This window comes from Anabaena sp. CCY 9613 (genome assembly GCF_963920895.1).
Lineage (GTDB): Bacteria > Cyanobacteriota > Cyanobacteriia > Cyanobacteriales > Nostocaceae > Cyanocohniella.
In genome coordinates, this window is sequence record NZ_CAWUDE010000010.1 from 60104 (window position 1) to 76565 (window position 16462).

13 protein-coding genes and 2 pseudogenes are annotated in these 16462 nt (G+C 42.1%); 6 read left to right on the plus strand and 9 right to left on the minus strand.

Annotated features, from left to right (window positions below; all coding sequences use genetic code 11):
• Nucleotides 1-6: 6 nt before the first annotated feature.
• The 4 genes and pseudogenes from ACM0OT_RS13480 to ACM0OT_RS13495 all read left to right on the plus strand — a co-directional run.
• Nucleotides 7-216 carry a hypothetical protein gene (locus tag ACM0OT_RS13480; protein ID WP_414564846.1) on the plus strand — a complete coding sequence of 70 codons (210 nt, stop codon included), beginning with the start codon at nt 7-9 and terminating at the stop codon, nt 214-216.
• Nucleotides 217-249: 33 nt separating this feature from the next.
• Complete coding sequence (locus tag ACM0OT_RS13485; protein WP_414564960.1) at nt 250-549, plus strand: ImmA/IrrE family metallo-endopeptidase; 300 nt, start codon at nt 250-252, stop codon at nt 547-549.
• Between the two features lie 16 nt (nt 550-565).
• Complete coding sequence (locus ACM0OT_RS13490) at nt 566-802, plus strand: hypothetical protein (protein ID WP_414564847.1); 237 nt, start codon at nt 566-568, stop codon at nt 800-802.
• 148 nt (nt 803-950) lie between these two features.
• Nucleotides 951-1805 (plus strand): annotated as a pseudogene (locus ACM0OT_RS13495) (transposase); the annotation flags it as partial.
• Nucleotides 1806-2039: 234 nt separating this feature from the next.
• Here the strand turns inward: ACM0OT_RS13495 and ACM0OT_RS13500 are convergent.
• The 8 genes and pseudogenes from ACM0OT_RS13500 to ACM0OT_RS13535 form a co-directional block, all read right to left on the minus strand.
• Entirely contained in the window at nt 2040-2834 is a 795-nt protein-coding gene (locus tag ACM0OT_RS13500) for a DUF2993 domain-containing protein (RefSeq protein WP_414564848.1), read from the minus strand.
• A gap of 174 nt (nt 2835-3008) precedes the next feature.
• A pseudogene (locus tag ACM0OT_RS13505) lies at nt 3009-3380 on the minus strand (PIN domain-containing protein); the annotation flags it as partial.
• Nucleotides 3381-3402: 22 nt separating this feature from the next.
• Nucleotides 3403-3678: an AbrB/MazE/SpoVT family DNA-binding domain-containing protein gene (locus ACM0OT_RS13510; RefSeq protein WP_414564849.1), complete on the minus strand. Its 276-nt coding sequence runs from the start codon at nt 3676-3678 to the stop codon at nt 3403-3405.
• A gap of 83 nt (nt 3679-3761) precedes the next feature.
• The gene (gene recG / locus ACM0OT_RS13515; protein WP_414564851.1) at nt 3762-6248 is read right to left on the minus strand and encodes an ATP-dependent DNA helicase RecG; all 2487 of its coding nucleotides are present in this window, start codon (nt 6246-6248) and stop codon (nt 3762-3764) included.
• Nucleotides 6249-6349: 101 nt separating this feature from the next.
• Nucleotides 6350-7348 (minus strand): hypothetical protein, encoded by a 999-nt coding sequence (locus ACM0OT_RS13520; RefSeq protein WP_414564852.1) that lies wholly within the window; start codon nt 7346-7348, stop codon nt 6350-6352.
• A 249-nt stretch (nt 7349-7597) separates the two neighbouring features.
• Nucleotides 7598-8542, minus strand: coding sequence for a translation elongation factor Ts (tsf, locus tag ACM0OT_RS13525; RefSeq protein ID WP_414546280.1), 945 nt, complete (start codon nt 8540-8542; stop codon nt 7598-7600).
• Nucleotides 8543-8713: 171 nt separating this feature from the next.
• Nucleotides 8714-9505, minus strand: a complete 792-nt coding sequence (gene rpsB, locus ACM0OT_RS13530; protein WP_414564854.1) for a 30S ribosomal protein S2 — start codon at nt 9503-9505, stop codon at nt 8714-8716.
• 164 nt (nt 9506-9669) lie between these two features.
• Complete coding sequence (locus ACM0OT_RS13535) at nt 9670-10668, minus strand: glycosyltransferase family 2 protein (RefSeq protein ID WP_414564855.1); 999 nt, start codon at nt 10666-10668, stop codon at nt 9670-9672.
• A 781-nt stretch (nt 10669-11449) separates the two neighbouring features.
• Here ACM0OT_RS13535 and ACM0OT_RS13540 point away from each other — a divergent pair.
• A complete protein-coding gene (locus tag ACM0OT_RS13540) occupies nt 11450-13651 on the plus strand; it encodes a PhoX family protein (RefSeq protein WP_414564856.1) in 2202 nt (733 codons plus the stop codon).
• 130 nt (nt 13652-13781) lie between these two features.
• Here the strand turns inward: ACM0OT_RS13540 and lepA are convergent, their stop codons facing one another.
• Nucleotides 13782-15593: a translation elongation factor 4 gene (gene lepA / locus ACM0OT_RS13545; protein ID WP_414564857.1), complete on the minus strand. Its 1812-nt coding sequence runs from the start codon at nt 15591-15593 to the stop codon at nt 13782-13784.
• A gap of 486 nt (nt 15594-16079) precedes the next feature.
• On the opposite strand from lepA, the gene ACM0OT_RS13550 reads away from it, so the two are divergent.
• A complete protein-coding gene (locus ACM0OT_RS13550) occupies nt 16080-16316 on the plus strand; it encodes a hypothetical protein (RefSeq protein WP_414564858.1) in 237 nt (78 codons plus the stop codon).
• Nucleotides 16317-16462 lie beyond the last annotated feature (146 nt).

Genomic DNA, 16462 nt, shown 5'->3' on the forward strand with positions numbered 1-16462 from the left:
AAAATAATGACACTAACAGAGAGATTGTCCACTGAGTTTAGGCAAAAGTGTGAAGGAATTGCCACTGAGCAACGTAGTTTATTGAAATTACGGGTATTTGAGACATTACCCGCAGATTTGCTTGCAACTCAATTAGGTGCAACAATTTTGACACCCGAACAGATTCCCAACTTAGACCCTTGTGTAGTAGCGGTATTGCTCGATAGCGACCAATGATCAGCAGGAATTATTAATCAAAACCCACTCTGGATTGTCAACAATCCACGCCATACTCGCGCGCGACGTGAGTCGAACCTGATGCACGAGTTTGGACACTTGCTATTAAGACATAAAATCGTCCGCTTTGATCCAAGTACTGGGTTGCCTCAGCGCCGACAGAGCGATGAAGATGAAGCAACTTATTTAGGTGGATGTTTCCAGATTCCTCGCCGGGGTTTACTCTGGGCTGTTCAGCGTCAAATGACACAAACGGAAATAGCCGTGCATTTTAATGCAAGCGAGGAAATGGTGCGATTCCGTAGCAATGTCACTGGAGTAAATATCGGATAGCTGCTTGAGTTTTTCAATGGCAGGTTTGAGCAATTCTTGGTTAATTGATTCTAAAATATCGTTGGTGCGTGTTTTTTCGTTGAAAATGCGAAATATATCTGCCCCTCTCCGCGTCGGCTACGGTGTACACACAAGTCGTGAAATTCCACCTGACACTTGGTTTCGTCCTCTAGCTTTAGGTTGTGCGATGGCGTACCCGCCCGCCGGAGGCGATCGCTCTGAAAGCCTGGCATTGCGAGGAGGAACAACGTAAAGCCTTCTCCTAACGGAGACGCTATGCGAACGGCATAGCTCCGCTTACCGCGTAGCGTGTCGCTTTGCGACTCAGCAATCGCTTTAACTACGGGATTATGTGATTACTTCGCTCGTAATGACAATTTAAGGGGTCTATAACGCCTGAAATCCTTTCAGATAGTACTTGTGTGTACACCGTAGCCAGCTTGACGGGAAGAAAATCAACTCCTGTAGAGGTGATATTCAGGATGTTAACTTTAAAACACTTACGTGGCTTAAGTTACGAAAAAACAATTAAAAATGTTAAAGAAAGTTTAATTTTAAGGCAGTTTTGTCGAATATATTTTCATCCTCTGCCAAATAAAAGCACACTGATTCGTTGGGCGAATACTTTAAGTGAGAAAACGTTGGCACAGATTAATCAAAGATTGACTGAAATTGCCACCCAGTTAAAAATAACTCAAGGGAGAAAGATGAGGACAGATGGTACAGTAGTGGCAACTAATATTCATTCAGATATTATATGTAGGGGCAAACCTAACCTAGATGTAGAGTTTGGGCGGAAGGTGTGGTTGGATGAAGTTGATGGAGGAATTATCAGTAATTATCGAGTATTAAAGGGAAATCCTCATGATACACAACAGTTAGTTTCCAGTCTAGACCAACATATAGGCAATTTTGGACATCCCCCTAAACTAGTTTCTAGTGATAGAGGTGTTTATTCTCAAAGTAATGAAAACTATGCCCAATCATTAGGAATAAAACAAGTCATATTGCCGAAAGGAGGTTATAGAAATAAGCAACGAATTCAACATGAAAGGAAAAGAAATTTTAGAAAAGGCCGCCATTGGCATAACGGCGTAGAAGGACGTATTAGTTTTCTGAAAAGATGTTTTGGATTTCAACGTTGTTTGTATAGAGGAGATATAGGATTTCAACGGTGGGTGGGCTGGGGAATAATCGCTCATAATTTAACTATTATCAGTCGATGTTTAGTTTCTCAGTCTAGAAATATTAACTAAATAAAACTAATATTTGATGACGGAAAAACCTAATTCATTAACATGATTTTCGCTTGAGAAATAATTGAATTCTCTTACAGTTTATTCTGTTGTTTTTATCACTCTCCATTTTATCTTTCTTATTCGAGCTTTCAGAATATTTTTTCTTGATTGTCTCGTTAGTTTCGCACCGGGAACTAGTCTAAACTCCAGTGAGGGCTAAAGCCCTCAATAAACTGCAAAAATCACGTTATTTTAAGGATTATGGGGAATACGTTCAATTTCGGCATATCCACTGAAAATCAAATTTTTTCCTTCCGTTTCTAAACGATTCAGCCGCATTTTTACCCCATCAAGGTCAAAGCGATCTAAATCCACCATATTATCTAAAATTTCCGCCAGTGCCATACTCAAATTTTGGGATATTTCCCGTTGTGCTTCTGGGACTGATTCCAGTTCAACTTTAGGATTTTTGAAAGAAATCCGCCGTCGTCGTTCTACAGCTACAGTCATAAGCATATTTAGCGGGATTAGTTCACCATTGTTTAAATCTGCTTTGGCTAACATCCGCAGGCGATTTTCTGACAAGAGTTCTACCTGAATATCGGTAAAGGAAACTGGTTGACCGCCAGATAATGCGGTTAAAGAAGGTACAGAAAGATTAACTAAATGTTGCGTTACCAGTTTTGCTTGGAAGGCTTGATTAATACCTGCTTCTGATAAAATTACTTGAGCGATCGCTTGGGTGGGTTGCTTGAGGTTCAGCTTGCCACTCAGTACTGCACCGAAGTCGATGGCAACGGCATCAGTTTCAAAGGACATCTCCTCTACCCAAAAATCTTTGCGAATTACCAAGCCACGTCCGCTCATTTTGAAGCTATCAATGCTGCCTTGCAACAGTTTGCTGGAGGGATAGCAGCGCACAAAGACTTCTACTGACTCGCTTTGTGTAAACAAGTGGCGAATCGTTTGGCTAGCGACTGTGTTGAGCATTCGCTCTCCCCAATCTGTGCCTTTAGGATCTTTTAAACCAGTAAGTCCGCCGAACATGTAGTTTTGGGTCTCTAGAAGTTCTTTATACTTTTGTAACAAATTGTCAAGAATACAGCAAGCGATCCCATCATTCTTTCTGCTGATAGTGAGGTGAGGGTTGGTTGATGATTGATAGCTTAGTGTGTCGGATATTACAGAAGTTTAATCAAAGGCTCAAATTCTTATTGTTCATTAACGAATCAAATTAATCGTAATTCCCAGTGATAAACTACTCCACACTTTATCTGCTGTTAATACAGGTAAATTTAAGCGTTTACCTAAAGCAAGACAAGCCCGATCCCCTAATGATAATCCTGCACTTTTGGTTAAAGGTCTAAATGTAGCTATATTTATAGCATCTTCCTCAGTACAAGCAATAATTTCTAGACTATTTTCTAATAATCCTTCATATTTCAATTGTTTAATAATGTTATCAGGAGATTCTCCTAAATCAACAATTTTTGATAAAACTTCTACCCAATTAATAATACTGATACAGCATCCAGAAATCAAGGCATTTTCTACAATTTCGGCTCCTGACTCATCTCTAAGATAAGCTAAAAAGGCAGAAGCATCTCACACACATTTATTCACTTAAATATTCCTGTGTGCGGCGTTCCTGAATGAGTTCATCTACCAAGTTTCTCTCCGGGGATTTATCTTTTAATAAACCTCTGATTTTTTTAACTTGTTGTTTAAGGCTGACTAATTGGAGCTTGCCACTATCTTGAAGTGTTAAAATTAAGCGATCGCCCGATTCTAAATTTAGTATTTGTTGGATTTCTTTAGGTAAAGTTAAACGTCCTTCCGGTTCAACATCAAGTGTAAACTGTTGAGGAATTGATGAATGAGCAAATGTCATAGCTGAATCCCCTTTTGTGTTATGTATATTTATATTTTATCAACACTCTCAGCAATTCTTGCTTGATTGAGGTGATATTTTAATTAAGTCAAAATAGCCCCACCCATTAATCGTTCATAGCGATATTTCAACTCGGCTTTCATTAATTGCCAACGTTCCAAAGTTGCATCCATTTCTATCACTTTTTCTGCTGCTTGCCGTGCTAATAATAAAACTTCTTCGTCGTCAACTAAACTGGCTAAGGTAAAATCTGGCACGCCCGATTGGCGAGTTCCTAAGACTTCCCCAGGTCCACGAAAACGCATATCCATTTCTGATATGAAAAAACCATCTTGGGATTGTTCCAATACCTTTAGCCGTTGTTGAGCGTCAGCACTCTTAGAACTACTCATTAATAAACAGTAAGATTGAGCCGCCCCACGACCAACACGTCCTCGCAATTGGTGTAGTTGGGATAAGCCAAATCTTTCAGCGTTTTCAATGAGCATGACGGTAGCATTGGGTACATCTACACCCACTTCGACAACTGTGGTAGAAACTAATATTTGCGTTTGATTATCACGAAATTTGGTAATGGCTTCGTCTTTATCAGCTGAACTCATACGACCATGCAGCAATCCCACTTGAAAGTCGGGAAAAACACTTTCTTGTAACTTTTGATGCTCCTCCACAGCCGATCGCAAGTCTAATTTTTCTGATTCTTCTACCAGTGGTAATACCACATAAACTTGTCTTCCTTGAGCAATTTCCCGGCGGATCAAGTCGTAAGCTTGGCTACGTTGCTGACCTGATAACATAGTAGTCTGAATTTTTTGCCGTCCTGGTGGTAACTCATCAATTTGGCTGACATTCATATCGCCATGTATTGTTAATGCCAATGTCCGGGGAATGGGGGTGGCTGTCATAGTTAATACATGGGGTTGTTCGCCTTTTTGCTGTAACAGCGCTCGTTGTTTCACCCCAAAGCGATGTTGTTCATCAATTACCACCAAACCCAATTGCTGGAAGTTTACAGGGTCTTGAATTAAAGCATGAGTTCCTACTAATAAAGGTAATTCACCAGTACTTAGTTGAGAATGTATTTCTCGCCGTTTAGCTGTTTTGGTGGAACCTGTAAGTAATTCCACGGGTAAATGCAACAGGTTAAACCAACTAACTAACTTACGGTAATGCTGTTCTGCCAATACTTCCGTAGGTGCCATCAGTGCTGCTTGGTAGCCTGATTGAATGGCAGCAAGGATAGCAATTATCGCCACTACAGTTTTACCTGAACCCACATCGCCCTGTACCAAACGATTCATGGGCGTGGATTTTTGTAAGTCATTGAGGATATCGTTGAGGACTCGTTGCTGTGCGCCTGTGAGTTGAAATGGTAGAATTTCGTTGGAGAATTTTTCGATTAGCTGACCTTTGGGAGCGAGAATAGCGCTGGTTTGGATAGCCCTGGCTTGCTGTTGACGTTGCAATAAACCAAGTTGCAGGTAAAAAAATTCATCAAAGACTAGACGACGACGGGCAACTTGTAAGGTAGCGCTATCATCAGGAAAGTGAATGTTAGCGATCGCATCCTTTAATTCCAGCAAATTATACTTTTCCCGCAAACCTCTGGGCAAGGGATCTTTCAGGTGAATTGCCGCTGGCAAAACCGCAGTTACTGCTTGTCTCACCATATTAGCCATTACACCCTCAGTTAAAGTATAAATTGGCACTACACGACCAATAGTCAGCGAATCAATGGTATCGCCTGGATGTGCTAAAACTTCTATTTCTGGATTATCCAACGTCAAGCCATATTTACTGGCTTTAACCAATCCACAAGCTGCCAAAACACTACCCACTGGATAACGGCGTTTAAAACTTTCCTGCCAAGCGCGACTCGTAAAACGCGCCCCAGCAGAAAAGCGACTAATTTTAATTTGACCTGTATTATCTTTGAGGATTAATTCTAAGATCGATAATTTCTGATTCTTGGGGCTAGTAAAACAGTTACAACGCTTCACACTAGCTACTATGGTCACTGTTTCACCCGCCTGCAACTCCCGGATATTCACTTGACGCGCATAATCAATGTGGTCGCGGGGATAATAGAACAACAAGTCACGGACAGTATACAAATTTAAAGCTGCTAATTTGTCAGCCTTGCGGATGCCTATTTCTGGTAAATCACTGAGTTTTTGGTCAATATTGGGAGCCAATCTCCGACTCACTTCTGGGATAATTTTAGACTTGGGATTTTGAACTTTGGATTGATAAATTCTTCCCTGTTCCCCCACTCCTCGGCTTTCTTGCTCTTGCGGTTCTTGCTGTAGTTGGTAGAGATACCTGCGCGTCGCCGCGACTAAATGCTGTCTTTCTTCCAGTTCCAGATGGGGATAGTTAGCAAATTGCACCGCTAGTTCTTGCCAACGGCGACGCTCAACTGAGGGCAAAGCTGTAGGAAATTTTCCGAAAGTCAAAGTGAAAAATTCACTGAAGCGGTATTGTCTACCCATCAAGTCTGTAAAGCCTTTTTGGGCTTCTATTGCCAAGGCTTTGTGCAATCGTGTCCAATCTGGTTGGTCATTAGTCATTGGTCATGCAATTTTAGATTTTAGATTTTAGATTTTGGATTAAATTGCCCTCTAAAATAGCAAATCCAAAATCCAAAATTCCCTACTCCCCACTTTTTAATTTATTCAAACCAACTGGCACGCCATGCAGATTCAGCTTCAGCAACTGAGCGTTCACGTTGCTTTTTGCGATACTCTCGTCCCAGTTTATTTAGTTGAACTAAGATGTTGCGAATTTGCCTGCGGCTAGATGCGAGTTTGGTATCAGCAAATTCAATTTCCCCTAATCGCAGGTTAATAGCCATAATCCGTGTCAGTCCAGATTCTTCGGCATTTTGTTCATTTTCAATTTCCACTACCAAGTTTAAGAGATTGGGTGGCCCTGGCATCACCTCGGCAGATGCTTCTGAGACAGCCGCCGCTGCCTCTAAAATAGGTTTTGGTAATTTTTTGGGTAAGACATTAGCTTTTTGTAACAAAAGATTAGCATCGTGGGAGACATTTTTTAGCGCCTGTTGTACTAAATTTTCTAGATTCTGTTGCCATTTTGCTAGTTCCATCGGGTTAGAAGCATCAGGAGTGAAATTCCTCAGAGGTACATTGATCACAGGTAAAGCAGATGATTCAGCTAAAAAATATGCTACTATTTTATCCGCTTCACCTAGCTCATCTTCCCCCCTGGAGGAAGCCTCTATCTCGTTTTCGGTGACATCCTCCTCATCCTCATCCTCATCGTCTCCCACACTGGGGTAAATCCCTATCTCGTCTACATCTTCTTCATCCCCCTCATCCACCACCTCCTCCTCATTCTCCCCATCTTCCTCATCTTCCTCATCCGACTCACCCTGAATAAAAGTAAGCAATAATTCAGATGTTTGTCCGCCCAAATTGCGAATAGCCTGTTGCAATTGCTGCCGTTGATTCAATGACAAGCTTAAAAACTTTTCCGGATACCCTTGAGTACAAAGATGGTAACTGGCTAGAATTAACTGTTTCCGCAACGCTTGCCCCAAGATAGTTAAATAACTAGTATAAGCATTGTGGAGTTCTGAGGCGATCGCCCGGATCGCTTCTTGCAAAACTGCAATATCCCGCTCAATTAGCTCAATTGCTCTGGCCATATCTTCTCTTTTTAACTGTCCATCTGAGGCTGATTATGGTACAAATGTACGCAATTATTTTAGAACAATTTTATAGAACTTTTCAGCTATAACGCTGTTTATTTATAGTTGCTAATTTCTGCCAATCGCACTAATAGCAAAAGTCCATAACTAATAAAACACAGGCCAGCTAATTTTGACTGACCTGTGATGGTAGAAGTGATGAGTTACCAAACCGACTGTGCTATAACTCTTAACTTCTCAATGAAGTTACTTGCTGCCCATTTGTGCCGCAACTTCTTCAGCAAAGTTACTTTCTTGCTTCTCAATGCCTTCACCCAAGATATAGCGAACAAAGCGAATTACTTGGATTTCTTCGCCTACTTGTCCCTTAACTTGTTTTACCAAGTCTTCCACAGAAATACTTTGATCACGAATGAAAGGCTGATCCAGCAAAGTTAGTTCTTTCAGGCGTTTTTCAATTCGTCCCTGAACAATCTTTTCTTTGATGTTATCTGGTTTGTTAGCCAAATCATCCCGACCCATTTCAATGTCTTTTTCTTTCTGAGCAATTTCGGCAGGGATTTCGTCTACGCTGACATACTCGACATTGGGACAAGCTGCAACTTGCATTGCAGCGTTCCGAGCCAATGATTGGAACTCTTCTTTACCAGCAGCAGATTCAGTTTTGGAGTTGAGTTCTACCAAAACACCAACTCGACCACCAGTATGAATGTAGCTGTCTACTATCCCTTGTGTGCCTTCTGCCAGTGCAAAATTGATAAAGCGACGTACCTGGATATTTTCACCTAGCTGGGCAATGGTTTGCTTGATGAACTGATCTACGGTTATGCTTTGATCTTCAATATAGGGTTGAGCCAATAAAGACTCAACACTATCAGCCGTAGCTGCTTGCTGGGCTAGGTTTTTAACTAGAGCTTTAAAAGCCTCGTTACGGGCTACAAAATCGGTTTGACAGTTGACCTCTAGCAGCACACCTACCCGACCACCAGGTTGAATGTAGGTATCTACTAGTCCCTCTGCCGCAATGCGATCGCTTTTTTTACCCGCTGAAGCGATGCCTTTTTGTCGCAGCCATTCTATAGCTGTTTCTATGTTGCCATCAGTTTCTTTCAGCGCTTTTTTGCAGTCCATCATGCCTGCACCAGTTTTTTGGCGTAGCTCTTGGACGAGTTTTGCAGATATTTCCGCCATGTTGCCTCAATTCCTAACTTGACCTTGAGTTGTTATCGCTCACGGGTGTTGAGTATTTCTATCTTACTCAGGGCTGGTGAAGAAAAAGCGATGAGTTTTAAACTATGAACAATTGAGTATGAAGTGTGAGCTTTTAAGTCTCCATACTCAATTATTTAGTTACTTGATTGATTATTCTTTTTCTTCACTATCAGACGACGGTTCAGCATATTCGCTTTCATCGTAGTCTTCGTCATACTCAGCGCCGTCGTAATCTTCGTAATCTTCTTCCGCTTCTAGCTGGCCATGACGACCTTCGTAAATCGCATCTGCCAATTTGCCAACTATCAATTTAATTGATCTGATAGCGTCATCGTTGGCGGGGATGGGAATATCTACTACATCCGGGTCACAGTTTGTATCTAGCATAGACACAATTGGCAGCCCTAGTTTTTGGCATTCTTGAACGGCGTTATATTCCCGGCGTTGGTCTACAATGATGACCACATCGGGGACTTTCCGCATATTCTTAATACCACCAAGGTATTTTTGCAGCTTCGTCATTTCACGACGCAACATGGAAGCTTCTTTTTTCGGCAATAAATCTAGCGCACCGTTTTCTTCCCGGCGTTCTAAATCCTTGAGGCGGTCTGCTCTGGTTTTGATGGTTGCCCAGTTGGTGAGCATTCCACCCAACCAACGCTGGTTAATGTAATGAGAACCACAACGAGCGGCTTCTTGAGCAATGATGCCAGCTGCTTGGCGCTTAGTACCGACAAACAAGAATTTTTTACCTTGCTCAGACTGCGATCGCATATAGCTATAAGCATCTTCCATCAACTGGGCAGTCTGCACCAAGTCGATGATATGTACGCCATTGCGGGCAGTATAGATGTAAGGAGACATCTTCGGGTTCCAACGTCGGGTTTGATGCCCAAAGTGAACACCTGACTCCATCATTTGAGCCAATGAAACGACTGGCATATATTTTTTTAACTCCTATTCGGGTTAAACCTCCACCCAGTTGTATTTCCGTTACAGGAAACACCCGAATGACTGGATGTGCGAGATTAGACAACCCTACTAGCTTACCATGTTTTGGGTATTAGAAACTAGGGACAAAAACAAAAATACTCCCACATTTTCCCCTACTCCCCACTACCCATTGCCTCTGAATAAGCTGCATAAACGCCTTGGACGTTATACCAGTTGAGAAAAATTCGGGCTACTTCTAAAGCTAACTGGGGTTTACCTAAATTAATTAGCCATTGCAAAAAGGGAGCCATTGTCCGCTCGTTCAATGTACCGTTGAGTGAAAGAAGACCCCACAACAAGCGATGTAACCAAGTCATTTGAATCATCATTCGCACTTCCCAAGAGGGATGCTTTTGATAAAACAAGACTCCCATGCGTCCACGTTGTATTTCTTGGTCAATCAACCGGGGAATTTGCTCTAAGTTAAATGGTGGATGCCAGTGATAGCCAACGGCGGCTGGACATTTAATCAGTTTTAGCCCTAATTTTTTTAGTCTGACACCTAGTTCTAAGTCTTCCCAGCCATATAGTTGGAAGCTAGTATCAAAAAGTCCTGCTTTCTCTAGCCAATGTTTAGAGATGGCGACATTACCTGTGGCAAAAAAAGCTGCGGAAAAATCCGTGATTTTATAAGGTTCACTGGTGGGGTGATCAAAATTGCAAGTATTAACTACTGCACCGTAAGTGAAAAAGCGATCTGCTGAAAGCCGCACCGTTTCGCTATCGTTTCCTAGTTTTTCCCGTCCCTGTACCAGTGCGTCTGCATGAGCTTGCAGGAAATTTGGCAATACCACTAAATCACTATCAATAAAAATAATTGTGTCTCCCAGCGCCTGTTTTACCCCCAAGTTTCTAGCCGCAGCAGGCCCAGCATGGTCTTGCTCAAACCATCGCACATGGGGAAATTCTTCTTTGTGTGCTATTAGCCACTCTATTGTGCCATCAGTAGAACCATCATCAACCAAGACAATTTCATATTCATTAACTGAACTTGATGCACTTAATTCCTGTACCTCCAGAGCGCGTAGGCACTTTTCCAAAATCGGTTGGCGATTATAAGTCGGTATTACAACACTGAAAAACACAGTCTCACCCACAACAGTATTATCCATCTCCAGGATAGGACAGCCAGGCACTGAACACTGTTCCTGATCCGAGTTTGGTTACAGATATAACAGGAAAAGTAATCTAGAGGGTTTCATTTTTTGTGGTGTACCACGCTCACTTGCAAACTGCTTGTTGTATTACGGTGTTACTAAATTGTATATGAGACAACAAAATAGCTTGAAAAATATTAAATATGGTTTGAAAAATTATTGAGATCAAATACAAAAAAAATTACTACTAATAAATTTAAATTAAGCAAAACTTAATATTATCATTTTTTTAATTGTTTGTAAATAAGTAAGTGCATTTTAAGATAATTCCGAATAACCATAGCTAACCTCTCTAAATATTTACGGATTATACGAATTTATTATTCGATAAATGAAATTAGTTTTCAATAAGTTAAGTTGATTCTACTGTAAATAAAAAAGTAAAAATCTTGTCATAGGTGCATTATAGCGATTTTCATCATTGCTTTAATGATGAATACAGATTCATGATAGGATCTGTGTTTTTTTCATTTAAGTCATGATTTTCTTATAAGATACTGCTCGATAAATTCAAATTAAACAATACATAACCTGATGTTAATGATAGTTACTTAAATTGAAACAAGCTAAATCGTGTTTGGCTTACTTAAGCAGTAATAGCCAATTTCAACTGTGTAGAAAACTCAAAAAAGTCTAAATAAATTAATGCGGACTTGTCGAATTCTCTCACTGCTCCTGACATAAATAAATTAACTGAATAGTAACTTTGTAAACCTGCAAGTAGGAATATCTAATAATGAAAGGTCACCTTCATCCCAAGAACGATATAACGATTAACCCATCCGGTAACGAGTCAATCCTTGACGTGATTGGACGCGTCAGCATGAAGCGTAGACGTTTCATCATGACAACTGCGGGAGCTACTGCGGCAACTGTATTTAGTGATATTGCCATCAGTAGTTTTCTCCAAACTGTAGAAGCAGCACCAGTTCCCGCCGGACTTGGCTTTGGTGGTATTGGCTTCGAGAGCATTGAGCCAAATCTGCTTAACCCAGCAACAGGACTATTAGAGAAGGATCTTGTCACCGTTCCCAAAGGTTACACAGCCAGAGTATTAGTTGCTTGGGGTGACCCCATCATGCCTGGTGCGCCAGACTGGTTCCCAGATGCTTCTCAAGATGCGGCGGCTCAAGAAAAGCAATTTGGGACGAATACTGATGGAATGCACTTCTTCCCTCTTCCAGGACGAAGCTATCTCAGCCGGACATCGGGTTTGCCAGTACCTGTTGAAGGTCGCGCATATAACAACCGTGGAATACTCTGCGTTAACCACGAATATACCCAAGAACAATTCCTTCATCCCACTGGTAATGCAAGTAACGACGACATGACAATTGAGAAAGCCAGAAAATCTCAGGCTGCTCACGGCGTGTCTGTTTTAGAGATAGCCAAAGACCGATTTGGTAATAGCTGGAGCGTTGATCGCAATTCCCGCTATGGTCGCCGGATCACCGGCAACACAGAAATGCGAGTTTCTGGGCCTGCTGCGGGTGATGCGTTGATGAAATCCAAGAAATTCTCCATTCAACCTAATGGATCATTTGAAATTGGTATCAACGATGGCTACACCGCTTATGGTACAGTCAACAACTGCGCCCACGGTATAACTCCCTGGGGTACTTACCTCACTTGTGAAGAGAACTTTCAAGGCTATTTTGCTAACCGGACGTTTAGTAACGACCAAGAGGACGATGTCAATAGCGATGTCTTGGCAAATTTAGGTCTGGAAAAGAAAAAAGCTGATATCGTCAATGGACAAAGACGCTACGGTATCCCCACATCATCCAGTTATCGCTGGCCTGTAGTTGACCCACGCTTTGATGCTTTTGACAATCCCCTAGAACCTCATTTGTTTGGTTGGATAGTCGAGATTGATCCTTATGATCCCGACAGTAAACCAGTCAAACGTACTTCAATGGGTCGCATCAGACACGAGAGCGCTCAATATGTTGTCGATGATAACAACCGTCTGGCCTACTATACAGGTGACGACAACGTAAACGAGTATATCTATAAGTTCGTTTGCTCTCGTCCATACAACACAAAAGTTCGGGCTGCTAACCGCGATTTGCTTGACCACGGTACTCTTTACGTTGCCAAGTTTAATGACAATGGTACTGGTGAATGGCTACCTCTAGTTTATGGTCAGCGTGGTCTGACACCAGAGAATGGATTTAATAGCCAAGCTGAAGTGCTGATTAAGACCAGACAAGCTGCCGATAGAGTTGGTGCAACCATGATGGATCGTCCAGAGTGGATTGCTGAACGTCCCCGGATTGGTGGATTCAATGAAGTTGAAGTCTACTGTACGTTGACCAACAACTCTCGTCGCGGAACAGAACCAGCCTCTGCGAATAACCCAGACGGTACAACCCCTGGAGGTAGTGCGCGTCCTTCTGTTGATGCTGCTAACCCAAGAGAAAGCAACATTTACGGTCACATCATTCGTTGGCGTGAAACTGGACGCAGTGTTGCAGCTACCACATTCAATTGGGATATTTTTGTTTTGTGTGGTGACGAGCAAAACCCCGACCCCAATCTTCAAGGTAATATCAATGGTGACGACTTTGTCTCACCAGATGGTCTATGGTTTGACTACTACGGTCGTCTGTGGATTCAAACTGACCATGCAGGTGATGGTAGAAACTCTATTGCCAACATCGGTAGTAACTCAATGGTTTGTGCCAACCCTAATGACCCAAGAGAAATTAAACGGTTTTTAACTGCTCCTACAGATTGTGAAGTGACTGGTGTGATCACTACACCTGATCACAGAACCATGTTCATTAATATTCAACACCCAGGCGATAGCGGAACTGTTGCTAATCCTACAAGCCATAGCAACTGGCCCAACAGTCAAGGTTATGGCCCCCAAGGTCGTCCCCGTTCTGCAACAGTGGTCATCACCAAAAATGACGGTGGCATTATTGGTGAATAGGGCTTGATTGGTTGAGCAATCAACCGCACTTTAATCAGTCAATGATCTAAATAAAACTAAAAACTTGGATTCCCACCTGTATTTAGGTTAAGAATGCAAGTTTTTAGTATATGCAACTGAAATTTGCGTTTTAACCTTGATCTAAACGCAGAACTGCCATAAAAGCTTCCTGGGGTACATCCACTGTCCCTACAGATTTCATCCGCTTTTTACCTTTAGCTTGCTTCTGTAACAGTTTCTTCTTCCGGCTGATGTCACCACCGTAGCACTTGGCAAGTACATCTTTGCGTAAAGCTGGAATATGTTCACTGGCAATGACTTTACTCCCAATAGATGCCTGAATTGGGACTTTGAATTGATGGCGGGGAATTAGTTCTTTGAGTTTTTCGGCCATTGATCGTCCGACGTTGTAGGCTTTATCTCGGTGGACAATCATTGCCAAAGAATCAACTGGATCGCCGTTAATCATGATATCCAGTTTCACCAAAGGATTTTCGCGGTAACCAATGAGATGATATTCCATGCTGGCATAACCGCGCGATCGCGACTTCATCTGATCAAAAAAGTCGGTGACAACTTCCGCTAAGGGTAACTCGTAAGTGAGTGTAGTCCGTCCTTGGGCCAGATATTTCATATCTTTAAAGATGCCACGCCGATTTTGCGACAACTCCATCAAAGTGCCAACATAAGTTTCCGGCGTAATCATTTCTACTTTGACGTAGGGTTCTTCAATTTTTTCGCGGTCGTTGGGAGGCGGTAAATTGCTGGGATTATCAATGAATAGTTCTTCACCCTTATTAGTAATTACACGGTAAACCACAGAAGGAGCCGTAATAATTAAATCCAGGTTGTATTCTCGTTCCAAACGCTCCTGAACAATTTCCATGTGCAACAACCCCAAGAACCCACACCGGAAACCAAACCCCATGGCGCTAGAAGTTTCTGGTTCGTATTGTAGTGCAGCGTCGTTAAGTCCTAGTTTTTCTAAGGCTTCGCGCAAATCTTCAAATTGGTCGGCATCAATGGGGAACATACCACAAAACACCATCGGATTGGCTTCTGTGTAACCAGGTAAAGCTTCTGCGGCTTTAGCTTTGGTGAGAGTGATAGTGTCTCCCACCCGTGCATCGGCTACAGCTTTAATGGCTGCGGCAAAATAGCCTACTTCTCCAGCGTGTAGTTCATCAACTTGAATTTGGGTAGGTGAGAGTACACCCAACTCATCAACATCGTATTCTTTACCGGATGCCATTAAATAAATGCGATCGCCTCTTTTTAAAGTGCCATCCATCACCCGAAAATAGACAATTACACCCCGGTAGCTGTCGTAATAGCTATCAAAAATCAATGCCCGTAAGCGTTCATTTACAGTATTTTTTGGTGGTGGTACCCGCTCTACAACAGCTTCTAAAATTTCACTAATGCCAATTCCTTCTTTGGCAGAGGCCAGAATAGCACCACTACAATCTAGACCGATAATTTCTTCGATTTCACCGATTACCCGGTCTGGTTCTGCCCCTGGTAAGTCGATTTTATTTAAAACTGGGATAATTTCTAAGTCGTTTTCCAGAGCCAGATACAGGTTAGCCAAAGTTTGCGCTTCTACCCCTTGGGAGGCATCTACCACTAACAGCGCACCTTCACATGCTACTAGACTGCGAGAAACTTCATACGAAAAATCCACATGTCCAGGAGTATCAATTAAATTCAGCACATACTGCTGACCATCTTTGGACTGATAATTCATCCGGGCAGCTTGCAGCTTAATGGTAATGCCGCGCTCCCGTTCCAAATCCATGTTGTCGAGAAATTGTTCCTTCATCTTCCGCTCATCAACAGTGCCAGTGGATTGCAGTAAGCGATCGGCGAGGGTGGATTTCCCGTGATCAATGTGAGCAATAATGCAAAAATTGCGAATACGAACGGCGGGAACGTCAGTCATATACTATCTTTTGCTGAAGCAGCAACCAAGGTTAAACAAACAATTTACTTCATGTATTTTAATACTTTCTTCGCCAAGACGCTGCCATTAGTCGATGTGGAGTCAGGAAAGAACAAGGAATAACTGACTTCCCCCCCTATGTAGACTTTAAAGAATATATATAAAGTCTATTTTACATGCAGGGATTGACTAACCAGAGGCGTACAATAAATATATATAAGTAAATAATGTAGAGATCGTGGGCAGTTACACCTTGTAAATGCTTAGAACTACTGATTTACTGACAAAAGTTCTAGAGCTGTTGTCTAGTGAGTTTGATGAAAATTACCAATTAAAACCAGATGCTGTTACTTTGGTTGGATTTCGGGGAACTATATAACTGTGCAGGAACTCTGCACTGGCAAACTGTCAGTAAAAGAACCCCAATGGTACATAATCACGGCTTGACAAAGCTTTAGACGTAACAATCTCTGAGTATATAAACCTATGAATATGAAAGAGAAAGCTACCGATGCGGATCACAAAAGAGCCGATAAGGTAGAAATTGCCGTCCACCTGGACTCGGAGTTACTAGAGCAAATTCAGCATCTAACAAACGACCCCAGTAAAGTGATTGAGGTGGCGATTCGTCAATGGCTGCGCGGTGAAGTTCCCCGGGATGATGAACTGACACGTAACCCCCGGCGCATACCTATTCCACCTCGGGGGGAATGGAATGATTGACAACAGTAAATAAGCTGTGAATACAAAATAAAAATCACGTAAAGTTTGTCAATCTAGATGCCATAAACGCCAAAATACCCAATGGGTGGATGCCAAAGCTGTAATAATTTATGCCAATTTTTTTGGGGCAGCTTTAGCAAAAACGT